Raw genomic sequence first — 21,730 nt, forward strand, 5'->3', positions numbered from 1 at the left:
ATGAAGTACACCTGTCTGAAAATGGCGACCTTTGGCGGCGTGAAATACCGCCCGGGCGACGTTGTGGAGGCTGAAATGATCCAGCCCGGCCGCGCAAGGGCAATGCAGGACATGGGCATTATTGCCGAGTGCCAGGAGCTCGAAGTTGGCAAAATCGAAGCGCTGACCCTCCCCATTACCGCGGAGGGCGGCGTGGTAGAGCTTGACGCCACCCCGGACGCCGTTGTCCAGGCTGTGTGCATCTTGCAGCAGCGGGCCGAAGAGGCTGTGGCGGCCATTGCCGAGGTTGAGGACCAGAGCGTCCTTATCCTGGTGAACGCCTGTGACAGCCGCAAGAGCGTTAAGGCGGCCGCCAAGGAACGCGGCGTATTCCTGGAAGACGAAGCCGAAAAAACCACGCAGGAGGCCCCGGAGGGCGGCTCCGAGGGGGTGAGCTGATTGGCACAGCTCACATACACCTACGATGCAAGCAAAATCACTGAACACGGCCTTGACCAGATGCGTTTCGAGTTGGGGGACACGATGGTGGAGGGCGGCGTGGAAACCTGTGCGTTGAGCGACCAGGAATATAAAGCCGTCATTGAAGCCTACCCCCGCTGGAAGCGCGCAAAGCTGGCCTGTGTGGAAAGCATCCTGCGCCGGTTTTCCTACGAGGTGAACACCAAAGTCGGCGAGCTGAATCTTTCGTTGAGCGACCGCCTGGACTACTGGAAGAAGCTCTATTCCGACTTAAAGGCAGATGTGAACGCTTCCGCCCCGGTAGCAAACCCGGCAGCCATCGGCGGCCAGCATTATTTTTATGCTGGCATGATGGAAAACCGCGGGACCGGCGGCAGGGGAGGCAACGGCCATGTTTTACCTTAGACCAGGAAACCTTTACAAGGACTTCGTGATCGAGCCGCTCATGGCGGAAAAGAGCACGACCGGGCGGGCAGCCGCGAAATACGACACGGAGAGCCGCCAACTTCTCCGCGGCGTTCTTTCGGATGCTTCCCCGGAGGCGATCGAGCGATTCAGCCAGAACGCGCACCCGGTAACACACCAGATCGTGCAGCGCGGCAAGCCGAAGGCCAAGGATGGCGACCGCCTTATTTTGGAGAACCGGGCGTACTACGTTGAAGGCGTGGACCCGCTGGGAAACCTGGGCCTTTATACGCTCTATTATGTTCAGCAGAGGGAGGACACGCACAATGGAAATTGATATTTCTGGTGCCGTCCAAGGCTTTGTGCAGGACATAGAAAAACAGGTTGCGAGCCGTGCCGAACGCGCTGCACACGTTATTCGCAAGCACGAACTTAGTGTGCTGTCGAACAACCCGAAGCGCAGCGGCAAGGTGTACCGCAAGCCCGCGAGTAATAAGACCTACACGGCGTCCGCCCCTGGTGAACCGCCTGCCCTTCGCACTGGCGACCTCCGCCGGAGCTTCCGACCGCTTGCCAAGAGCGAAATCGTCCAGAGCGCCAAGCACTACACGCCCGGCATCCGCACAGATGTGAAGTATGCGCCGTTCCTGGAAGATGGAACCAGCAAAATTTCCCCGCGCCCCTACGCGGAGGAAATCAAGCAGAAGGCCTTCCCCGAGGTGAAGGCTATTTTTGAAGAAAAATACACCTAAGAGGAGGGCAGCCCCATGGGCCTTATGAAGGAAACCACATCCGCGGCGATTGATACAACCGCCATCCACCCCGGCGACCTGATCCGCGCCAAGTATGCAGACTGGAACGAGGCAAAAAACGGCATTGTTACCGCCGTGACCGGCGGGGAGATCCGCTGCCTTTATTTTCCGGGTATTCGGAACGTGTGCAATTACTTTCTGATCGCGGCAGACGAGGTCACGGAAGGGCTTTGGGAAATTTTCTGGAGCTCCGACATGAAGACCATCCAGACCGAGGGAGAACAGCATGACGCTTGAAGAACTTATCTATAAGCGGATCTCTGAATCCGCCGCCGCTGAACAGCTGGCGTCCCATAACGGGGCACCGGCCGTTTTTTTTGGCCCGGCTCCGACCGACACAGATCCGGGCTGGGCTGGGGCTGAACAGTACCCGCGCATTTCCTACACCATCGACATGAGGGCGAACCCCGAGCGCCAGACCGCCGGGAATATTTACCTTGACGTCTGGTGCCTGGACAGCGGAACCGCGCCGGAGGCCGTAGAGCCGAGCGTCCGGGCTGCCCTGTGCGACGTTATTATGGCGCCGCAGGAACAGCCCCCGTACAGTCTGGCGTGGGTTACAAGTGAAACCTTCGAGGCCACGAAGCAGCTTGACAAGAGCGCCCGCGTTATTGGCGTGACGGTGACTTTTGATCTGTATGCGCTGCCGCAGCAGGAAACCACCGACCCGGACCCCATCCTGGCAATGAACGCCTTCACGAACAGGTGGAGCAACGCTGTGACCGTGATTGGAAGCGACCGCATGGGCGAGTATACGGAGCCGTCGGACCAGCATCCGGCGGCTTATTTCCGCCTTGCGAACTACCACCGGGCACAGGAAACCAACACCGTTATTTGGCTGGAAGGCGTTCTGGTGGGTCACCTGATCGCGCCGACCTATGCAGGCCGCCAGCGCTGGCTCAAAGCCCTTGCGGACGAGCTTGCAACCCGCGGGGAAGTCGAAATGTTAGACACTTCCCCCATGTTCATACGCGGTTTGGAGGTGGACGGGAGCCTTGACCCGCTCACGGCCGGGCAGATGCGCCTTGCCGTCCGCTGGGGAATCTTGAGGCGGCCGAAGTTCGCCCACAAGCTGAACCACGTCAATACGAATTACAACTACAAACCGTAAAAGGAGGCTATTATGGCAGAAACCAAAACCACGGCTGCCGCGCCCGTAGAGGCGGCCGCCACCTATACCGCGGCCGAGCTTATCGCAGCAGCCCCGGAAAAGTTTGGCGTTTCGCCGGACGTTGCCACCGCTGCCCTGCGCATGGCTGGCAAGAAGACTGCCACCGTTGAGGAGGCAAGGACCATCATCACCGAGTTTGCAAACAGGGAGGTGAAATAATATGGCGGGCACTTATTCTGTGGGCGAAACCAAGACCCGCCCGGGCGTTTACCACCGGCGTTATAGCGTTGGCGGCGGTGAACTGGCTGGCGCCCTGAACGGCGTCGGCATGGGCATCATTCGCGCCAACTGGGGCCCCCTGAACAAAGCCGTTGCCTTTGACCCGTCTACCAACGTGAACGCGGTATTTGGCAGCGGCAACACTGAGGACCTTATCACCGAAATGTTTTCCGGCGGTATTTCCAGCGGCTATTTTGTCCGCTGCGGCACCGGCGGCACCGCGCCCACCATTACCCTGAAAGACGATGCGAAGGCCGATGTTGTGACCATTACCGGCGCCTATGTTGGCGACCGGGCTTTTACTGTATCCATCCGCGACAGCCTGACCGGCGACGACCGCGAGTGCATCATTTACGAGGGCACGACCGAGTTTTTGAAGGTGACGTTTGCGGCCGACAAGAAGGAACCCACGGGCCTGGCCGCAGCTATCAACGCGGCAACCAAGGACTTCACCGCCAAGGCAACCGCCGCAGGCTCTGGCGTTATGGCTACCGTTACCCAGTCGGCCATGACCAAGGGCACCCAGCCAACCACGAACACCGCGAGTTACAGCGCGGCCCTGGATGCCTTCGACGCTGTGCGCGGCAACGTTATCTGTGTGGACACCGACGACGCGGCCGTCCACGCCCTGATGCAGGCCTACATCACCCGCACCTTTACCGGCGGCGGCTACCTGATGGGCTGCGTTGCCGAGAATAAGGACGTTGAGTTCGACACCCGCACGACCCACGCCGCGGCCTTCAATGACGAGAAGATGCACTATTGCGTCAACGGCGCCCTGAATGCCACCGGCGACGACTACAACGGCTACAAGCTGGCCGCCCGCATTGGCGGCGTGATCGCTTCCGTGGCTTCCAACGTGGCCCTGACCCACACCGTTGTGAAGGGCTTTGTGGACCTGGACGAAGGCCTGACCAACAGCCAGATCGAGAAGGCGTTGAAGCGTGGCTGCATCGTGCTGACCAAGAACGATTCCGGCCAGGTGCAGATCGAGCAGGGCATCAACACCCTGGTGAGCCCGGACGGCGACATGGATGCAGGCTGGAAGAAGATCCGCCGCACCAAAGAGCGCTTCGAGCTTATGCAGCGCATTGACGATAGCCTGGACCCCATTGTGGGCAAGCTGGACAACGACAGCGACGGCCGCGGCACTGTTATTTCCATGGGCAAGGCCGTCATTGCCGCCATGGTGGGCGAAAAGAAGCTGACTTCCGGCGATATGTACGAGGACGAGAGCAACCCGCCGCAGGGCGATTCCGCATGGTTCATCCTTGACATTGTGGACAAGGACAGCCTGGAACACGTCTATCTGGCGTATAAGTTCCGTTTCGCCACCGAAGTGAGCGAGTAAAGGAGGGAATGAGCTATGTATAATCAGTCCGGCCCGGCCGACAGCCGCAAGGTTTTGAGTGGCAAGGACGCGGTACTTTTCAACGGTGAAGGCGTTATGCTTGCCACCATTGAGAGCTTCCAGGTCCAGGTGAACGTTTCTAACTCTGACTATCAGCCCTTGGGCGACGCCCAGGCACACGCCACCATGACCAGCTACAAGGTGACACTGACCTTCTCCCAGATCACCATTGAAGACGACGCCCTGATCGAGGATATGTTTGCCATGATGCACAGCGGCCAGCAGCCTAACTGGAACTTCCAGGGCGTTGTTTACGGCCGTAACGGCAGCGAGCAGCGCATGAACTACCGCGGCTGTGTGCCCGATGGCAACATTGACCTCCAGGGCGCTTCTGTGGGCGATATTATTAAGCGCGCATGGAACATGGTGGTCAACGACCCGCCGGAGCTCCAGAAGCTCCTGGCCGCATAAGAGAGGCCACAAAAACGGAGAACAGATACAGGGGGAGGCGCCTTGCGAGGGCGCCTCCCTTCTATTTTATTCGCATGAACGAACAAAACCATTATGGAGGACAAATATATGAGCATCAAAGCTACTGTGAACCCTGCCGCAGAAACCACCGAAACCACCAAGGAAGAGCAGATTGCGGACGCCCGCGAGAATGAAACCGCCCTGCTGGACGGTCTTCTGGCTGCTGCCGAGTTCAAGACTTCGGAGGAGTGCATCAAAAACGTTGTGATCTCCCGCAACGGCAAGGACCTGTTCAGCTTCCACATTCACCCGTTGAGCGAGGAGGACTACAACAACTGCCGCAAGAAGTTTACCAAGTTCGTTAAGAGCAAGGTCCAGGGCGGCATCCGTGTGCCGGAGGAAGTGAACGCGGTGAACTACCGCGCCGAGCTGATTTTCCGGGCTACCATCCCGGAGGACCAGGCAAAGGTCTGGTGCAACAAGGCTCTGTGGAAGAAGCTGGATCTCGTGACCGGCTACGAGGCCGTAAACGCGCTTCTGATGGCAGGCGAGAAAGAGGCCGTTCTTTCCCTTATCGACCAGATCAGCGGCTATGAGCTCTCCGAGGAGGACGTGGCAAAAAACTAATCCTCGCCGGAGGGCGCGCAACGCTTTTGCACCAGATCTTCCAGCGCACCGGCGTAATGCCGGGCAAGGTCTGGAACGCCCCGCATGGTGAAAGAGCGTTTTGTTTGGCCTCCATGATGGTGCAGCTCGAACAAGAGCAGAAGGCCGGAGAGGAGGGAACAAATGGCCTCTGAAACTTTTAGAATTGCCATTGACGCGACCGTCAACGACAATACCGGCCCCGGCGTGCAGTCTGCCCAGAAGCGCCTTTCAGGGTTCGATAAGAGCGTCGAGCACACCAAAGACCAGCTGGACCGGCTGACAAGCACGGGCTTCCACATCGACCTGGACGCCGTAGACCGGGCGACCGCTACGATCCAGAACGTGGAAACGAGAGCCCGGAGCTTCACGGGAAAGGTTTGGAATGTGACCCTTGGCGTTGTGGACAAACTGACGGCGCCGTTTAAGAGCATTATCGCAAACACGATAGGAAATCCCGTTGTGCAGGCGGGGGCAATTTTTGGCGTTTCGCTCAGTCTTAAAAATACGGTTGACACATACGGAGCCTTCGAGGAATCCATGTCGAACGTGAAGGCCATTTCCGGCGCCACGGCCGAGGAGTTCGAGAAACTCACTGCCAAAGCGAAAGAGGAAGGCGCAACCACGAAATTCACTGCCAAGGATTCGGCGGACGCCTTCGGCTATATGGCTATGGCAGGCTGGAAAACCGAAGATATGCTGAACGGCATTGACGGTATTATGAGCCTGGCCGCAGCCTCAAACGAAGACCTGGCGACCACTTCCGACATTGTGACCGATGCTTTGACGGCCTTCGGGCTGCAAGCATCCGATTCCGGGCACTTCGCTGACGTTCTGGCGCAGGCCAGTGCGAACGCGAACACTAACGTTGGTATGATGGGCGAATCCTTCAAGTACGTTGCCCCTGTGGCGGGTGCATTGAAGTACTCCGTGGAAGACGTTTCCCTGGCCCTGGGCCTTATGGCAAACGCCAGCGTTAAAGGCTCCATGGCAGGCACCAGCCTGAAAACCTCCCTTGCGAACCTGGCGGCCCCCACCGACAAGATGCAGGGAGCCATGGACCGGTACGGCATCAGCCTGACCAAGCGCAACGGCGAAATGAAGACCCTGCACGAGGTTTTGGACAACTTGCGCAGCAGCTTGGGCGGCCTTTCCGAGACCGAACAGACCGCGGCCGCAAGCACCATTTTCGGCAAGGAAGCCATGGCCGGTATGCTGGCAATCATCAACGCATCCGCGGATGATTACAACAAACTGACCGCAGCCGTGAACAACGCCGACGGCGCCTCCCAGCAGATGGCAGACACGATGCTGGATAACATGAACGGCAGCTTTACGCTGCTGCAATCTGCGGTTGACGGCGCAAAAATCGCCCTGGGCGAGCGCCTTTCCCCGTACCTTCGGAAATTTGCAACCTGGATCACCGGCAAAATGCCGCTGGTGGAAGACGCAATCGGCGACGCAATGGACCATGTGGACGCCAAGGTCGAAGACCTGCGCCAGACCATTGCAGAGTTTACCGCGAGCGACGAGTGGGCAAACGCCGACATTTGGGGCAAGCTGGGCATTGCCTGGGACAAGATCGTGGCGGAGCCGTTCGGCGAGTGGTGGAACGGCAGCGGCCGCCAGTTCTTCGCCGACAGGGCCGCAGGCCTGGGCCGAGGCCTTGGCAGCGGTATTACTGCCGGATTCCTGGCACTGCTGGGCATTGACCCCGCCGGAGCCATTGACGACGGCGCAGCCATCGGCGCGAACTTCGTTTCTGGCTTTATGGATGGCCTGGACTTCGATGTGATTCTCGACAGCCTGAAAACCTGGGCAGAGGGCCACAAGGGCCAGGTGGCAGCCATTGGCGCAATTCTGGGCTTTAAGCTGGTAACGGGCGCAGCAAGTGCCTATTCTAAGCTCCGCGGCCTGACCGCTACGCTTGGCCTGGGCGGTAGCTCTGATACCGGCACCGGCGCTTCCGGGCTTCCTTCCATGGGAGGCTCCTTCAAGACTTCCGCGGCCGTTATGAACGTAACGGCCCAGATGGTGGTTTTGAAGTCTGGAAACTTCGGCAGCGGGGAGGGCTCCAAAGTCCGCCAGGCAGCAGAAACCGCGTTTTCCGGCAGCACCGGCACTTCGCTGATCCCCAGCACGGGCACACCGGCAGCGGCCGGAGCCCTGCCGAGTGCAACAAGGCTTCTCGGCGACGGGAAGGCAACCTTTGAGGGAACGGCCGTTGAAATCGACCCGGCGACCCTGTCCGCAAAGGGCCTGACCTCCGCAAACAGCTGGCTGGGCAAGCTCCTGCAAAAGGGCTCCACCCAGGCCACCATGAGCGCGGACGGCACCCTGACTTCTGTTACCGGCGGCGTTGGCGGCACCCTGGGCGGCATTGGCACGGCCCTTGGCAGCCATGCGACCACGGCGGCAGGCACGGCCGCAGCGGGCGGCGCAAGTATTCTGGGCGGCCTTCTTGGCCTTCTGGGCATCGGTGCAGGCGTGAGAAACTTGTACCGCGGCACCCAGACCACCGGCAAGGACGCGCAGAACGAGTATTCCAAGGGTGGAACGAAGATTGGCATGGTCGGCGCAGGCGCAGCAGCAGGCGCGGCCGTTGGCTCCGTGGTGCCTGTTGTAGGAACCGGCGTCGGTGCCCTTGTTGGTGCCGGTATTGGCGGCCTGGGCGCCCTGGGTTTTGGCGATAAAATCGGCCAGGCGCTTTCTGACGCCTTGGACGAAGGCGGAGCCCTGGATAACCTGAAACAGACGGTCGGAACCTTCTTTACTTCGACGTTGCCGGAGCACTGGACGAACTTCTGGGATGGCGTGGGCACCACGTTCTCCGAAACAATCCCCTATGCAATCGGCTACGCCCTGGGCAAGACGAAGGTTTTCTTTACCAACACGCTGCCCGAACACTGGACCGCCTTCTGGGACGGTGTGGGGGAGTTCTGGACCGAGGATGTCCCCGCATGGGTGGAGAGCACCGGCGAGAAGGCGACCGCCTTCTTTACCGAAACGCTGCCGACCAAGTGGACGGACTTCTGGACCGGCGTTGGCGACTTCTGGACAAAAGAAGTCCCGGCATGGGTTGAAAGCAGCGTGACGAGCGCAGCAAACTTCTTCACCGTGACACTTCCGGCGAAGTGGACCGGCTTCTGGTCTGGCGTGGGCGACAAGATCAGCGGATTTTTCACCAACGCCAAAAACGCCTTTAGTTCTGGCTTCTCTGCCGGATCGTTCACGACCGGCGGAGGCACGAGCAGCGGCGGAGGCGGCGGCCGTGTTACTCCGCACGCTATGGGCGGCATTATGACGAGCCCGCACATTGGTCTTGTGGCAGAAGATGGCCCGGAAGCGATTATTCCGCTTGGTGGCAGCCGCCGAACTAGAGCACTTGATCTTTGGAATCAAACGGGGTCGCTTCTTGGTGCAGATTATTCGGACGATTCGGACGACAACACCCCCGAGAATGTGCCCACGTTCTCCCCGGTCGTGTACCCGACACCGGCGCCGCAGGCACCCGCAGGAGCCGCAGCACAGCCCGTTTCTATTCCGGTAGAAATTGGGCTGAACCCGCAGTTTATCATCCAGGGCACCGCAGGCATGAGCCCGGACGAGATTATCGCAACCGTGAAATCCCGCATCCGCGAAATGGTGGACGACATAAGCGACGAGCTGGCCGAACGCCTGGCCCGCGTCCTTGCGAATATGCCCGCATAAGGAAAGGAGGGCAAAATGTTACCCGAGATTGTGTATCTTACCCAGCTCGACACGGGAACCAGAATTGCACTCCCTCTTACACCCGAGAAGGTTTCCGACAAACGAGAGGGAAATTTCATTTCATACAACATTCTGAATGTTGGCGAGGTGAAGATCCCGAATGGTGAAAAGCTGGCGCAATTTTCCTGGAACGGTATTCTCCCCGGCGTTTCCATGCTGGGCATGGGTATTGTTTCACTTTTCGACTGGAAGCCGCCCCGCGTGATGATCGGTATTCTTGACGGCTGGAAGAAGAACCGGAAGAAACTTCGGCTTCTTGTGACCGGCACGGCCATAAACCACGACGTTTATATCCAGAACTTCACCGTTACCCATGAATACTTCGACCGGGCAGAATACAGTATTTCCTTTGTGCAAGCAAAGGACATTCTGATTAAAACCACGGACGAGGCGGACGGGAAAACGGATGGCGGAAGCCTGGACGAGCGCCCGGCAAGCGCAGCGGCCGCAGCATCCACCCAGGCAACCGGCAAAACCTACACCGTGAAGCCTGGGGACACGCTGTGGTCCATTTCCAAGAAGTACCTTGGCAACGGTTCACGCTATTCGGAGATCTACAACTCCAACAAGAGCGTGATCGGGAGCAACCCGAACTTAATTAAGCCGGGCCAGGTCCTGACCATTCCGGGGTGAGGAGGGCCGCATGATCGACATTTCCAAAGTGGCATACAACGTTTATGCGGTCCTGCAAGACGGCACCCGGCTGAATGTGACCCCGGCGGTCACAGATCTAGGTTGGGAGGAAGGAGAGAGCGAGTTGAGCACCCGGTTTTCGTTCACGGTTGCCAACGTGGACTATAACGGGAGCCCGCTTTCTTCGACCATAAAACCGAACACCGCTATTGTGGTAACGGCCTCGGCCGGAGGCGATGAACAGGAAGTTACCAGCGGGAAGGTAATCGAATGGAACCCGCAGGACGGGGCCACCATGAAGGACTTTTCCGTGGTGTGCTACGATGACCTTTACAACCTCCAAAAAAGCCAGGACGACCGCTATATCAAGGCCGGAACTGGCACGAAATCCGCCTTGAACGCTATCTTTTCCGACTGGGGAATCCCGGCCGGGGAATACAAGGGCCCGGACAAGCCCCACGCAAAGACCATTTTTAAGGCTGAATACCTTGGGGACATTATAACGGAGCTTCTGGACGATGCCGAAAAGCACGGCGCGGACAACTACGTTATAAGAATGAGCGGCGGCAAGGTGAACGTTCTGCCCATCAATGCCAACGAAACCGTTTACCACTTCGACGAGGACGACAGCCTGACAACGAGCGGCGACAAGATCAGCACGGCCGACCTTGTGACCCGCGTTAAGGTGATAGGCCTTGAAAAGAAGACCCAGAAGCGGTCTGTGGAAGCTACCCTGGACGGGAAAACGGAGTACGGCATCCGGCAGCGTATCTATACCCGCAGTTCGGACGACACGGCCGCACAGGCCAAGTCCGCCGCACAGAAGACCCTTGACGAAAAAGGGGAGCCGACCCGGAAAACCACCCTGAAAGGCGCGGATCTTCCGTTCATCAACAAGGGCGACAAAATCCGGGCCGCAGCCAGAACCGTGAACGGCTTTTGCACCGTTCTGGGAGTGCAGCATGATGCAGCAAACCGCACAATGACCATGACCGTTAAGGTTTTGGGCGAAGATTCGGCCGGGAACAAGAAGGGCTCCGACGAGTACAAGGTGGGCGACATTGTGAACTTTGCCGGTGGCAGCCATTACAAGGCTTCCACCGATACAAAGGCCGCAAGCACAAACCTTTCGCCGGGTAAAGCCAAAATAACCATCATAAAGAAGGGCGCAAAACACCCGTACCACCTGATCTATCAGAACTGGGCCGAAACGCACGTTTACGGCTGGGTGGATGAAGGCGCCTTCTCGAAGTAAGAAGGAGGAAACTGTGAACCCGAGTTCTGGCAACAAGGGTGTGAACCACCTGGCTCAGGTTTTGACCGGGCAGAACAAAAAGGACCAGGACCGAAATTCCGCCCTGGTCCTTGATTTTGGCGAAATCCTGGACGATTACAGCCTCCAAACCAACACATTTTCTATTCCGATCCCGGTAGAAGATTATCACGTCTGCCGCCAGCTGACCCTTGGCAAAACCGGGGACATTCTGGCGAAGACCCAAGAAATCGGCTCTCCGGGCAGCGGTGAGCATAACCATAAGAAGGTTACAACTCTTCTGGATTCCAGGGGCCAGACGTGTTCTGGCACGATTGGCATACCGGCTGCTGGGCAGCCGGACCCGCCAGACCCGCCGAAGAACAGCGCTGGCAGCGGAGGCGACGAGGGCGCACACCAGCACCACGTCTTGATCCCCGAGAAAATGCGCCGCCTGAAACCCGGGGACCGCGTTCTGGTGGCCTGGGTACAGTCGGAGGCTGTTGTGGTGGACATTATCTGCCCGGCGGAAGACCTGAAAAAATAACCAGACGAAAGGAAGGACTTTCCCATGGCTGAAAAGCAGCTTTACCCCGTTTTTGAAGTCCCCGACTTCGTCACAAAGAAGAACGAGGAAAGCCGGAAGCAGCAATATAAACCCTCTGTTTATTTTGACTACGCGACCGGTGATTTTCGTCTTGACGGCGCCGGACGCATGGCGGGAGCCAGCGGCCGCGAAGCCTATATGCAATGGTGCATAAAAACCGTTATGACGGAACGGGACGCCTTTCTGGCGTATTCGACCAAGTACGGTGCGGAGCTTGAAACTTCGCTTGCGCAGAGCGACCACGCCAGCGTGGAAGCCAGCCTGGAACGGACCATCACGGAGGCCATCATGGCAAACCCCAAAACAGAGTATTGCCGAGACTTCACGTTTACATGGGACGGGCCAGACAGCTGCGATTGTGCATTTAACATTAAGGGCCGCGGTTATGACGAGATCCAGACCGTCAATCTGAACTTTTCAAAGTAAGGAGGTGAGAGCATGGCCACAATTCCGGCATTCTCCCCGCCCGATTGGCTGAAAACCGAAACGGCGGAGCAAATCCAGGCGCGCATGATGGAGAGCCTCCCGCCCGACATTGACGACACCGAAGGCGGTTTCCCCTGGGATTTTACTTATCCGACGGCGCTTGAAAAGGACGAACTTCTGAATTTCCACCTTGTAGAAACCTTGAAGCTGATGTTTCCGGCGTGGTCCTACGGCGCCTATCTCGATGGTCACGCCAGGGGCGACGGCCTTTCCCGCCGCCCAGCGAACGCTGCGGCTGGAACCGTCACCTTTACCGGCTCACCTGGTACACAGATCCCGGAGGGGACTGTGGTTTGTGTGCCTTCTTCTGGCGGAGTGCCCGCCATTGAATACGCCACGGATTCCGTGGCGTACATTGGCGAGGCGACCAGCGGGGAGAACGGCACCGTTGACGTTGCTGTAACGGCCGTAGAGCCTGGCCCTACCGGCAACGTGGGCGCGGGTGCCATTACAATTATGATGGACCCGATTGCAGGCGTTACCCTTGTGACCAACGCCGACAAGATCACCGGCGGCGCAGAGGAGGAAGACGACGAATCCCTCCGCCTGCGCATTGCGGAGTATGACGAAACTTCGGGTGAATCCTTTGTGGGCTGTGACGCGGACTATAAACGCTGGGCCAAAGAGGTTTCCGGCGTTGGCACGGTGCTGGTTGATGCCCAGTATGAAAAGGCGCATCCCAACTGGGTGCGCCTTATTATTCTGGATTCCTCCGGCGAGCCTGCCAACGGATCTATTATCCAAAACGTGTATGACCACATTATGAGGGACAACAACCGAATCGAACGCAAGGCACCTGTGGGCGCAATTCTTCTGGTGCAAGCCCCCGAGGGCGAAGTGGTGAACATTTCCGTTGAAGGCTTGCAGCTGGACGACACCAAGACTGCAACGGAGGTGGAAGAAATCTTCCGCGCTGCGTTGATTGAGTATTACATCACCGCCAAGGCTGACAGTCTGGTGAAGTATAACGAGATCCACGCGGCCCTGACCCGCACTGTGGGCGTGAAGAACTTTTCTAAAATTCTTGTGAACGGAGACGTGAAGGATATCCCGCTGGAACCGGCGGATTACCCTTGCACCGGTGAAATCCACGGTATCAAGGACACGGAGGCGACCAGCGAATGAGCACCCAGAAGAACTTTGACCTTGAAAAATTCCCCGAAAATCATGTTTCCAAGCGCATGATTTCCCGTGTTTCGCCCATCTATGAGCGTTCCTATGTTGCGAAATGGCTTTATGAGGTCATGGGCCGGGAAGTGGACGACGCAGAAACTCGCTTTTCGGAACTGCGCGAGCAGGCAAACCCGGAAACGGCAACCTGGGGACTATGTTACTGGGAGCAACGCTATGGTATCGAAGTAGACGAAAGCCGCAGTTTGGCAGCGCGCCGGGCTGCGGTTATTTCTAAACGAGGAACGCGGGCCCCCATGAATCCTGCCAGAATCGAGGAAATTCTTTCGTCGATGTCTGGACGGAAAATCCGGGTTGAAGAAAATGTTGCGCCATACACGTTCCGTGTTTACGTTGAGAATGGAGAAGGTTTTGTTGACTATGACGCAATCGTCCGAAAGCTGAAGAAAGTAAAGCCGTCGCACCTTGCGTTTGAAGTGTGCTTTGAGGTTTTTACCACCGCCTATATCGGCGCAGGCTACCACGGCACCGCACAGCGCGTAGCTGTGCCCATTGTGGGCAAGCTGCGCCCCCGCGAGCTGTTTTCAACCACCTACGCGAAAGCTGGGCTGTGGGGCATCCGGCAGCAGGAAGCCGCCCGCATTGCTGGCACTCTGCGGCCAAAAGACCACAAGGCCGTCACGTACGCCCCGGCGGGCTGCGCCGCGTACCGTATGCAGATGGCGGCCCGCATCAAGGGCGACATTCGCCCGGCAGACCATACAGCAACAGCCCCGGCCCCGGTAGGCGTGGCAGCGTATCGACAGCAGTTTGAAATCAAAATTGGAGGTATGAACACATGAGTTGGAACAACAGCCTGTACACCAACGTCGGCACGAAAATGATGAGCGAAGTTCTGTCCGGCGCAACCATGACAATCACTAAAGCCGTGGGCGGCTCTGGCACCACGGAGGCGGAATCGCTGGCGGCTCTGACCGACGTGAAAGAGCAGAAGCAAACCCTTAAAATCCTTGGCATCGAGGATGCAACCGACAGCAGCGACGACGACGTGGGCAAGCGAGTCAAAATCCAGATCACCAATGGCGATCTGGAAACTGGGTATATCCTGCATCAGGTCGGCATCTATGCGAAGTTGGCAGACGGCGACGAAACCCTGCTGGTTATTATGCAGGACGACCGCGGCGTGGAAATCCCGTCCCACACGGAGAACAGCGATTTTTCCATTGAGCTGTACGGCATTATGGCAATCTCCAATGTCGCCAACATCAAAGTGACCGTTGACCCCAACGCCGTTGCATCTGTGAAGATGGTGAACCAGCAGATTGCGCAGGTCAACACCAAAATCGACAAGACCAAAGAGGATTTGCAGAAGGAAGCGCAGGAAACCTATCTGCCCCTGACCGGCGGCGAGCTGAAAGGCCCGCTGGTTATGCCCGGCGGCGGCACTGCCCTTAGTATTGAGGACAACGCCGCAACGCACAACATGGTCTACCGTGGCAAGGCACTGGGCACCAGCGTCACGAGCGAGCAGTGGGCAGCCATCAAAGCGGGCACGTTCAAAGACCTGTACCTTGGCGACTACTGGTCTATCGGCGGCATGGACTACATCATCGCTGCGTTTGATTACTGGTATAAGTGTGGCGATACGGCCTGCAATACCCATCACGCCGTAGTCATTCCCCGCAGCCAGCTGTACACCTACAAGTTCAACCCCACCAACACGACCGAGGGCGGCTACGTTGGCTCTGACCTGTACAAGAACGGCTTGACGCAGGCAAAGACCACGTTCAACACTGCTTTTGGCTCTGCCCATATCTTGAATCACCGTGAATACCTCGTCAATGCTGTCACCAATGGCAAGCCTACCGGCTCCGACTGGTACGACAGCACCGTTGACCTGATGAACGAGAACATGGTCTATGGCGGGCGGCAATTCTCGCCCATGCCGGACGGCACCGACCCGTGGAACACCTGCCGTAACTATACCGTTGACAAGAGCCAGTTGCCCCTTTTCCGGCTGGCTCCGTGGATGAGCTTCGTTCGTGACCAGTGGTGCTGGCTGCGAGACGTCGTCTCGGCGGCTAAGTTCGCGGATTGCAACGGCGACGGCGATGCGGACTGCCCCAGCGCCAGCAACGCCAATGGCGTCTGGCCTGCGGCCGGGCTGACCGGTTGATCGAACATCCTGCGGGCCTGTACCGCAGGATTGAGACAACCGCAAAGGAAGTGAAGAAATGGCTATCCCGAAACACGAACGCACCCCGTCCCGGCTTGAAGCGCAGCACTTGGCGCGGAAGATCAGCATGGAGATCACAACGGAGCTGGCCCGGACGTTCGGTTACAGCAAAACCAAATACGAGAAGCGCGTCGAGACCATGACAAAATATCTGCCGCCTGGCCCCGAAAGGGAGCAGGCGGCCGCGCAGATTCGAGAGCAGGAACAGGGCTTCAACCTGTGGCTGATTGAGCAGGAACGCCGGAGGATGCACGATCTTTCCCGCGAAATTCCGCTCCATCTCCGCGCTGCAAATTCTATTTGGCCGTCTTGCCAGATGGAACTTGATGCACGACGGCTTGAGCTTGACAAAGCCATTGCCGCCTGCTGGAAGTTACAGGATGAATTGCAGTATGTGGCCGAAGCCATCCCGGCAGATTTCAACAAATACACGGGCATTGTGCTTGAAATTGATAAGCTGGTGGCCTACATCAAGAACCTGCGAAAATCCGACGCAAAACGATTCAAAGCAGCGGTGCAGGCCGCTGCAAGTCCGAAGAAATAAACACCTTTGGGGGCATCCTTTGTACGTCGTCTCGGCAGCTAAGTTTGCGAATTGCAACGGCAACGGCAATGCGAACTGCAACAACGCCAGCAACGCCAATGGCGTCTGGCCTGCGGCCGGGCCTTTGGATTTCACAACTGCGCATGATGGGTAAAGCCCGGCGCAGCTCTGCGAAAGGAAAGGCTGTCCCTTCGTGGCGAAAGCTGCGATAAAGCCCCGAAAGGGCATCAACAGCGATGTTCCCGGTTACGACCGACGGAGCTATCACGCTGTTTTTCTTTTTATATGACAAAATTTGAAGATGCAAACTTTTTGTACGATGCGGGAACGAAAGCGATAAAGCCGTCCGCATACAAATACGGCACACAGCTTTTTGAGATGAACCACTTACTTGAAACGGCAAAGCTCCAACGTGCTTTCCAGACAGGAACCTATGAGCCGCAGCCGGGCGTGAAGTTCGAAATCAAAGAGCGAGGGCATGAACGCTTTATCACCAGCACAGCAACGGCGGACAAAGCCGTGTCGCACCTGACCTGCGACGAGTATCTAACGCCGCTGCTGGCAAAGTACCTGCAATACGACAACTCCGCATCACAAAAGGGCAAGGGCGTGGCATTTCACCGCCACCGCTTCAAAATCCACCTGCGGCAGTATTATGAGCGGGAGGGCACAAATGAGGGCTATATCCTGTTTTCTGATTTTTCCGGCTACTATGCAAACATTTTGCACGATGTTGCACTTGCCCAACTGGAAAAGTATCTGGCGCGGGAAATTGCAGACCCGGCAGAGCTTGCGCAGGTCATGGGCGTTCTGCGGGTCACGTTCAAAACCTACGAATTGGACGTTTCAAGATTCTCCGATGAAGAAATTCAGAGAATGTACGGGAAAAGGTTAGTTCCACGCTCAACCTTGGTGTTCCTGCATCCGCCCTGACCGGGCAAAAGATGCTGCGCAAGGGCGTGGACATCGGCAACCAGATCTCGCAGAACACGGGCGTTTTTGTGCCGGTGCCGATAGATAACTACATCAAAATTGTATGCGGCATCAAAGAAGCCGCCCGATATTCGGATGATTTCTATATGGTCGCCCGCACAAAGGAAGAACTGCATGAAGCTATGGCGGGAGTACGCCGGGAAGCAGCAGATTTGGGCCTTATCATCAACGAAAAGAAAACCCACATCTGCAAGCTAGGCGGCAAATACCGCCACCTGCAAATGCTGTATTCCTTGCACCCTGACGGTGAGATTACCTGCAAGATCAACCCGAAAGCTATTACCCGCGAACGCCGAAAGCTAAAAGCCTATAAGCGGCTGGTGGATAATGGCCGAATGGAATACCGAGAAGCTGAAAACAATTTCAAATCATGGATTTGCGCCAACTATAAGTTTATGAGCAAGCAGCAAATCCGCAACATGACAGCACTCTTTAGAGAGCTGTTCAGAAAGGACATCACATGGAAAAAGAAAAGCGGACATGGACGGTTACGCTGGCTGATGGGGCAAAACTCGAAAACCTGACCCTGAACAGCGGCGCGAACACTTTCCACTCTGAAACCGAGATCACCCCGGAAATGTTTGACGGCAACTTGTCGGAGGTGCATATCTCCGCCAGCGACGGAGATATGACCGGGTGCGCCTACCCGGACACCCTGCACGATGCGGAGCTTGTGCAGATCATGCAGCCCGCTGACACCCCGGACGGTCAGTGGGCTTTCATTCTGCGCGAGATTCCGGCAGACCAGCTTTTCAGGGCAAAGATTCAGGCGCAGCTTGATTTCCTCGCTCTGACAAACGACGTTGATTTGGAGGATATGTAACATGACTGAACATAGCGCAAAATTCGACGATGTGAAGCAGCACCACGATTTCCGGCTCTGGAAGAAGTCCACGGTCAAGCTGGCCGTCAAAAAGAAGTGGATCACCGCCGCCGAGTATGAGGAAATCATGGGCGAAGCCTACTCGGGCTAAGCATTTGGAGGCGGTGCGGCTTGAGCAATTTACAGATTATCGAAGCCTTGACCGACATTGTGAGCAAGCAGAACGAGATCATCCACACCCAGGCGGAAGCTCTGGCCCAGGTTGGTGCGGTATGCGCAGAGGAGCAGATCACCAACGTGGACGGTCAGATCGGCCAACTTTTGGGCGCAGACGAGCTCCCGTTTTCGCTTTGATGGAAGCAGCAGGAAAGGAGGTGGTGGCCTATGATTGCTGCCTTTTTATAGTGGCGCACAAGTGCAGAAAGAAGGGAACATGAGCACCCAAGATTTACTTGCAGCAGCCGGATTCGTGGCCGCCGGGCTTCTGGCGGTCACTAAAATTTTCCAGGTGAAGAAAATCGAGATCAACCCGTGGAAGACCATTGTACAGGCCATTGCCCGTGCCCTGACCGCGGAACTTTCCGAAAAGATGGAGGCAGCGCAAAAGAGCCAGGACGAAAAATGGTCTGAGGTTAAGCAGTACCAGGAGGAAACCCGGCGCCTTCTGGACAAGCACATCCGAATGGACGATGAACGCAACGCGGACCTTCTGCGGAGCCGGATTCTTCGGTTTAACAATGAGTTGGTCCGCGGCATCGACCACACCCAAGAGGACTTCGACGAGATTTTAGGCATCATAGACGTTTACAGAACGTATTGCAGGACGCACGAGGAGTATAAAAACAACAAGTGCACCCATGCTATTGCGAATATTGAGCGCTGCTATGACGACCGCCTGGAAAAGCACGACTTTCTTTAAGGCTTTCGTCTAAAATGAGCCTTGTTTTAGACGAAAGGCCGGACACTTAGACGAAAGGAGCCGAAAAATGATTTACAGATACCTGGACGCCAGCCGGTGGCAGGGGACCATCGACTGGGACGCCGTGAAGCGCAGCGGGAAGGTTGACGGCGCGATCCTGAAAACCGTTTCCACCAACAAGAGCTTCGGCGGCGTCTACATTGACCCCCAGTTTGAGCGCAACTATGCCGAGTGCGTCCGCCTGGGCATCCCGGTGGGCGCCTACTATTACACCTATGCCCAGAACGAGGCCACCCGGGCCGTTGAGCTGGTAAAAGTGAAGCAGGCCTTGAAGGGCAAAACCTTCCAGCTACCGATTGCGGTAGACGTGGAGGACAACAAGCTGAAACCCATCCCCGCCAAGGAACTGTCCGCCCTGGTGGCGGGCGCAGCCAAGCAGATCGAGGCCTGGGGCCTTTACGCCATGGTCTACACCTATACCAGCTACGCAAACACGGAGCTGGATATGGATGCCCTGAAAGCCTTTGACCTGTGGATCGCGGACTACCGCGGCAAGCGCCCCACCCGCAAGCATGGCATCTGGCAGTATACCAGCGAGGGCATCATCCCCGGCATTACCGGCAATGTGGACCTGAACCACGCCTATAAGAACTACCCGGCCATCATCCAGAGGGCCGGGCTTTCTGTTATTCGTTAAATTTGAAAGGAGTACACCATGAAAGAGATTTTGACCCAGCTTCTTTTTGCCGCCCTGACCATCTGCTCCCCCCTTGTGACCGCGTACATCCACAAGGCCGCTGCCGCCATTGACGCCTCCACGGCCGAGAAGGTGAAGAACGAAACCATCCAGCGCGTATGCCGCGAGATCACCGATGCCGTGGCAAACGCTGTGGCAGCCATGAACCAGACCTATGTAAACGACCTGAAAGCGTCCGGATCTTTCGACAAGGACGCCCAGGCCAAGGCCCTGAACGGTGCCATTTCCGCAGCAATTAAGAGTTTGAGCAAGGACGCGCTGGACTACATCAAGGAGATTTCCGGCGACGATACCGTGGGGTATCTGACTACCCGCATCCAGGCCCAGATTGACCTTAACAAGGCGGCCAAGGCTGCGCAGCAGTAACACTCGCATGAATCCCACCTAAAAGCACATGAAAGCCCCCACTTCTGGCAGTACGCTGGAAGCGGGGGCTTTTTCTTTTTGCCTAAAAATAATCTTGTTTCGCAAAATTCCCTCTTGACTTATAAACCGAAGCAGTTTATAATAAAGGCGTAGAGAACAGCAGCACACAACAACAGGAGGACAAAACAATGAACGCGCTTTCCATTAACATTCCGGCCAACTTCATTGCAAGCTGCGAAAGCACCTTGAAGCGGTACAACGCCGCCAAGACCGACGCAGAGCGCCGGGCCGTTCTGGACCGCCAGACGGTGCAGGGCCTTTGGTGGGCGATTGGCTTTGTGAGCAAGATTCCTGCCGCTTGCATGAGCGAAAAGGAACTGAACCACGCAATCCGGCTCACCCGTTTCCGCGGCGCTGTGTGCCCGGCGTTCCAGGCATGAGAGGGGAGGACACATCCATGATGCTGAACATGACAGAGACCGATTACGAGAACTGGCGCGACGACCTCCGCTGCGGCGGCCAGGAGGAATACGACACCCAGTATTCTGCGGCGTCCCTGTACGAAGGCGGTTGGCGGTCCGATGCAATTTCCGACCTGATCGAACAGTTCAACTTGACCGGCGACGAGGCCGAAAAAATTTACAACGAGCTGCTCGAAATTGAGCAGAAAGCCGAAGGCAAGGAGGGCTAAACCATGAAAACCAGTACCTTTAACCGCATTTTTGAGAATGCCCATTCCGTGAACATCCAGAGCAACGAGTGGTTCAATTATGCAGGGTTCTTCTGGATGCAGTGCACCGAAAAGCAGCTGGCAAAGATGCGGATGCTGCTTAAAGCACAGGGCTGCAAGACGACCGTGAAGAACGGTGAAGAATGGTACATTCTGAACAGCGGGACACTGATTAAGGTACACTAAGGAGGGCGGCGCGATGATCTACACCATGGAAAGGCGGCACTACTTCGGCAGCGGCTCGATGGAATCACGTTGGGAAGTGCACGAGTATTCGCACCGATGCCAGAGCGGCGACCTCCCGGAAGGCAAGCTGGTTTACAGCTGCAAGGCAAAGAAAGAGGCTTCCGCATATTGTAAGGCCCGCGGCATTGAGCCGCAGCCGCGTTTTATTGCACCAGAGGAGGACTGAACCATGAAGAATGTTATTTTCACCTACGACACTATCCAGAACGGCGAGCGCAGCGATGCCTGCGCAATGATCCTGGTGGAGGACGCCCAGGCCTGGGCGCTTCAATCCGCCTTTAGCGGAAAGGACAACACGAAGGCGAGCTATTTTCTGAGAGAGCGCGGAATTGGCTTCTGCTGGAGCTGCGAGCACCTCCGCGGCCGCAGTTACGTTGAGAACAGCATTAAGAGCGTGGAAGTGAAGGAGGCGTGAACGATGAAAAAGGAAGCGCTGAAGCCTTGTCCTTTCTGCGGGCAGGAGCATACGACCATCACTGAATCTAATACTGAGGGCATTCGGATTAGATGCCCGAAATGCAATATCACATTTTCCCGCGATTTTTATGAACATCGCGGGGAATTGGGCAGGCAACGAACTATTGAAGCGTGGAATACTCGCCCTGAATAACCCCGCCTGACGATGGCCTCCGGCACAGGCCGAAACCACCCGACAGCCAGCCGGGCAAGGTCGCGGGAGCCATACCGCAGAGAGGAGCGCAGA

At 57.0% G+C, this 21,730-nt stretch carries 34 protein-coding genes; all 34 read left to right on the forward strand.

Annotation, left to right across the window (positions count from 1 at the left end; all coding sequences use genetic code 11):
• The 34 genes from J3352_RS04560 to J3352_RS04725 all read left to right on the forward strand — a co-directional run bounded on the left by J3352_RS04560 (position 1) and on the right by J3352_RS04725 (position 21,637).
• Entirely contained in the window at positions 1 to 438 is a 438-nt protein-coding gene (locus tag J3352_RS04560; protein WP_156065401.1) for a hypothetical protein, read from the forward strand.
• Positions 439 to 864 carry a hypothetical protein gene (locus J3352_RS04565; protein WP_156065399.1) on the forward strand — a complete coding sequence of 142 codons (426 nt, stop codon included), beginning with the start codon at positions 439 to 441 and terminating at the stop codon, positions 862 to 864.
• Positions 851 to 1,201, forward strand: coding sequence for a hypothetical protein (locus J3352_RS04570; protein ID WP_156065397.1), 351 nt, complete (start codon positions 851 to 853; stop codon positions 1,199 to 1,201). The genes J3352_RS04565 and J3352_RS04570 overlap by 14 nt, the downstream gene beginning before the upstream one ends.
• Positions 1,191 to 1,616 carry a hypothetical protein gene (locus J3352_RS04575; RefSeq protein ID WP_156065395.1) on the forward strand — a complete coding sequence of 142 codons (426 nt, stop codon included), beginning with the start codon at positions 1,191 to 1,193 and terminating at the stop codon, positions 1,614 to 1,616. The genes J3352_RS04570 and J3352_RS04575 overlap by 11 nt, the downstream gene beginning before the upstream one ends.
• A 15-nt stretch (positions 1,617 to 1,631) precedes the next feature.
• Positions 1,632 to 1,913: a DUF5026 domain-containing protein gene (locus J3352_RS04580; RefSeq protein WP_156065393.1), complete on the forward strand. Its 282-nt coding sequence runs from the start codon at positions 1,632 to 1,634 to the stop codon at positions 1,911 to 1,913.
• Positions 1,903 to 2,787, forward strand: coding sequence for a hypothetical protein (locus tag J3352_RS04585; RefSeq protein WP_156065391.1), 885 nt, complete (start codon positions 1,903 to 1,905; stop codon positions 2,785 to 2,787). Before J3352_RS04580 ends, J3352_RS04585 begins: the two co-directional genes overlap by 11 nt.
• 12 nt (positions 2,788 to 2,799) lie before the next feature.
• Positions 2,800 to 3,006: an oligoribonuclease gene (locus J3352_RS04590; RefSeq protein WP_156065389.1), complete on the forward strand. Its 207-nt coding sequence runs from the start codon at positions 2,800 to 2,802 to the stop codon at positions 3,004 to 3,006.
• Position 3,007: 1 nt separating this feature from the next.
• The gene (locus J3352_RS04595) at positions 3,008 to 4,417 is read left to right on the forward strand and encodes a phage tail sheath subtilisin-like domain-containing protein (RefSeq protein ID WP_207700492.1); all 1,410 of its coding nucleotides are present in this window, start codon (positions 3,008 to 3,010) and stop codon (positions 4,415 to 4,417) included.
• A gap of 15 nt (positions 4,418 to 4,432) precedes the next feature.
• Entirely contained in the window at positions 4,433 to 4,888 is a 456-nt protein-coding gene (locus J3352_RS04600; protein WP_156065385.1) for a phage tail tube protein, read from the forward strand.
• Between the two features lie 108 nt (positions 4,889 to 4,996).
• Positions 4,997 to 5,515 carry a hypothetical protein gene (locus J3352_RS04605; protein WP_197036508.1) on the forward strand — a complete coding sequence of 173 codons (519 nt, stop codon included), beginning with the start codon at positions 4,997 to 4,999 and terminating at the stop codon, positions 5,513 to 5,515.
• 26 nt (positions 5,516 to 5,541) lie between these two features.
• Positions 5,542 to 5,688 carry a hypothetical protein gene (locus J3352_RS04610; protein ID WP_156065381.1) on the forward strand — a complete coding sequence of 49 codons (147 nt, stop codon included), beginning with the start codon at positions 5,542 to 5,544 and terminating at the stop codon, positions 5,686 to 5,688.
• On the forward strand, positions 5,678 to 9,244 hold the full coding sequence (locus J3352_RS14240) for a phage tail tape measure protein (RefSeq protein WP_156065379.1): 3,567 nt from the start codon (positions 5,678 to 5,680) through the stop codon (positions 9,242 to 9,244). The genes J3352_RS04610 and J3352_RS14240 overlap by 11 nt, the downstream gene beginning before the upstream one ends.
• Before the next feature lie 15 nt (positions 9,245 to 9,259).
• Positions 9,260 to 9,937: a LysM peptidoglycan-binding domain-containing protein gene (locus J3352_RS04620; protein ID WP_156065377.1), complete on the forward strand. Its 678-nt coding sequence runs from the start codon at positions 9,260 to 9,262 to the stop codon at positions 9,935 to 9,937.
• Positions 9,938 to 9,947: 10 nt separating this feature from the next.
• Complete coding sequence (locus tag J3352_RS04625) at positions 9,948 to 11,192, forward strand: hypothetical protein (protein ID WP_156065375.1); 1,245 nt, start codon at positions 9,948 to 9,950, stop codon at positions 11,190 to 11,192.
• Between the two features lie 13 nt (positions 11,193 to 11,205).
• Entirely contained in the window at positions 11,206 to 11,736 is a 531-nt protein-coding gene (locus tag J3352_RS04630; RefSeq protein WP_156065373.1) for a hypothetical protein, read from the forward strand.
• A gap of 24 nt (positions 11,737 to 11,760) precedes the next feature.
• Positions 11,761 to 12,222: a DUF2634 domain-containing protein gene (locus J3352_RS04635; protein ID WP_156065371.1), complete on the forward strand. Its 462-nt coding sequence runs from the start codon at positions 11,761 to 11,763 to the stop codon at positions 12,220 to 12,222.
• A 12-nt stretch (positions 12,223 to 12,234) separates the two neighbouring features.
• The gene (locus tag J3352_RS04640) at positions 12,235 to 13,407 is read left to right on the forward strand and encodes a baseplate J/gp47 family protein (protein WP_156065369.1); all 1,173 of its coding nucleotides are present in this window, start codon (positions 12,235 to 12,237) and stop codon (positions 13,405 to 13,407) included.
• Positions 13,404 to 14,255 carry a putative phage tail protein gene (locus J3352_RS04645; RefSeq protein WP_156065367.1) on the forward strand — a complete coding sequence of 284 codons (852 nt, stop codon included), beginning with the start codon at positions 13,404 to 13,406 and terminating at the stop codon, positions 14,253 to 14,255. The genes J3352_RS04640 and J3352_RS04645 overlap by 4 nt, the downstream gene beginning before the upstream one ends.
• Complete coding sequence (locus J3352_RS04650) at positions 14,252 to 15,589, forward strand: hypothetical protein (RefSeq protein WP_156065365.1); 1,338 nt, start codon at positions 14,252 to 14,254, stop codon at positions 15,587 to 15,589. Before J3352_RS04645 ends, J3352_RS04650 begins: the two co-directional genes overlap by 4 nt.
• A gap of 58 nt (positions 15,590 to 15,647) precedes the next feature.
• On the forward strand, positions 15,648 to 16,193 hold the full coding sequence (locus tag J3352_RS04655) for a hypothetical protein (protein WP_156065363.1): 546 nt from the start codon (positions 15,648 to 15,650) through the stop codon (positions 16,191 to 16,193).
• A 312-nt stretch (positions 16,194 to 16,505) separates the two neighbouring features.
• The gene (locus J3352_RS04660; RefSeq protein WP_156065361.1) at positions 16,506 to 17,126 is read left to right on the forward strand and encodes a hypothetical protein; all 621 of its coding nucleotides are present in this window, start codon (positions 16,506 to 16,508) and stop codon (positions 17,124 to 17,126) included.
• 11 nt (positions 17,127 to 17,137) lie between these two features.
• A complete protein-coding gene (locus J3352_RS04665) occupies positions 17,138 to 17,710 on the forward strand; it encodes a hypothetical protein (protein WP_156065359.1) in 573 nt (190 codons plus the stop codon).
• Positions 17,647 to 18,009, forward strand: a complete 363-nt coding sequence (locus J3352_RS04670; RefSeq protein ID WP_156065357.1) for a hypothetical protein — start codon at positions 17,647 to 17,649, stop codon at positions 18,007 to 18,009. The genes J3352_RS04665 and J3352_RS04670 overlap by 64 nt, the downstream gene beginning before the upstream one ends.
• 1 nt (position 18,010) lies before the next feature.
• Positions 18,011 to 18,160 (forward strand): XkdX family protein, encoded by a 150-nt coding sequence (locus tag J3352_RS04675; RefSeq protein ID WP_156065355.1) that lies wholly within the window; start codon positions 18,011 to 18,013, stop codon positions 18,158 to 18,160.
• A gap of 20 nt (positions 18,161 to 18,180) precedes the next feature.
• A complete protein-coding gene (locus tag J3352_RS04680; RefSeq protein ID WP_156065353.1) occupies positions 18,181 to 18,363 on the forward strand; it encodes a hypothetical protein in 183 nt (60 codons plus the stop codon).
• A 34-nt stretch (positions 18,364 to 18,397) separates the two neighbouring features.
• Entirely contained in the window at positions 18,398 to 18,928 is a 531-nt protein-coding gene (locus J3352_RS04685; protein WP_156065351.1) for a hypothetical protein, read from the forward strand.
• 67 nt (positions 18,929 to 18,995) lie between these two features.
• A complete protein-coding gene (locus tag J3352_RS04690) occupies positions 18,996 to 19,625 on the forward strand; it encodes a GH25 family lysozyme (protein ID WP_156065349.1) in 630 nt (209 codons plus the stop codon).
• An 18-nt stretch (positions 19,626 to 19,643) separates the two neighbouring features.
• Positions 19,644 to 20,051 carry a hypothetical protein gene (locus J3352_RS04695; RefSeq protein WP_097777973.1) on the forward strand — a complete coding sequence of 136 codons (408 nt, stop codon included), beginning with the start codon at positions 19,644 to 19,646 and terminating at the stop codon, positions 20,049 to 20,051.
• Between the two features lie 188 nt (positions 20,052 to 20,239).
• Positions 20,240 to 20,491 carry a hypothetical protein gene (locus J3352_RS04700; protein WP_156065347.1) on the forward strand — a complete coding sequence of 84 codons (252 nt, stop codon included), beginning with the start codon at positions 20,240 to 20,242 and terminating at the stop codon, positions 20,489 to 20,491.
• Between the two features lie 17 nt (positions 20,492 to 20,508).
• Complete coding sequence (locus tag J3352_RS04705; protein WP_156065345.1) at positions 20,509 to 20,742, forward strand: hypothetical protein; 234 nt, start codon at positions 20,509 to 20,511, stop codon at positions 20,740 to 20,742.
• Positions 20,743 to 20,745: 3 nt separating this feature from the next.
• Positions 20,746 to 20,967, forward strand: a complete 222-nt coding sequence (locus J3352_RS04710) for a hypothetical protein (RefSeq protein WP_156065343.1) — start codon at positions 20,746 to 20,748, stop codon at positions 20,965 to 20,967.
• A 13-nt stretch (positions 20,968 to 20,980) separates the two neighbouring features.
• Positions 20,981 to 21,193, forward strand: a complete 213-nt coding sequence (locus tag J3352_RS04715; RefSeq protein ID WP_156065341.1) for a hypothetical protein — start codon at positions 20,981 to 20,983, stop codon at positions 21,191 to 21,193.
• Positions 21,194 to 21,196: 3 nt separating this feature from the next.
• Positions 21,197 to 21,442, forward strand: a complete 246-nt coding sequence (locus J3352_RS04720) for a hypothetical protein (RefSeq protein WP_156065339.1) — start codon at positions 21,197 to 21,199, stop codon at positions 21,440 to 21,442.
• A 3-nt stretch (positions 21,443 to 21,445) separates the two neighbouring features.
• Positions 21,446 to 21,637, forward strand: a complete 192-nt coding sequence (locus J3352_RS04725) for a Lar family restriction alleviation protein (protein WP_156065337.1) — start codon at positions 21,446 to 21,448, stop codon at positions 21,635 to 21,637.
• Positions 21,638 to 21,730 lie beyond the last annotated feature (93 nt).

Source organism: Faecalibacterium sp. Marseille-Q4164 (assembly GCF_017377545.1).
Taxonomy (GTDB): domain Bacteria; phylum Bacillota; class Clostridia; order Oscillospirales; family Ruminococcaceae; genus Faecalibacterium; species Faecalibacterium duncaniae.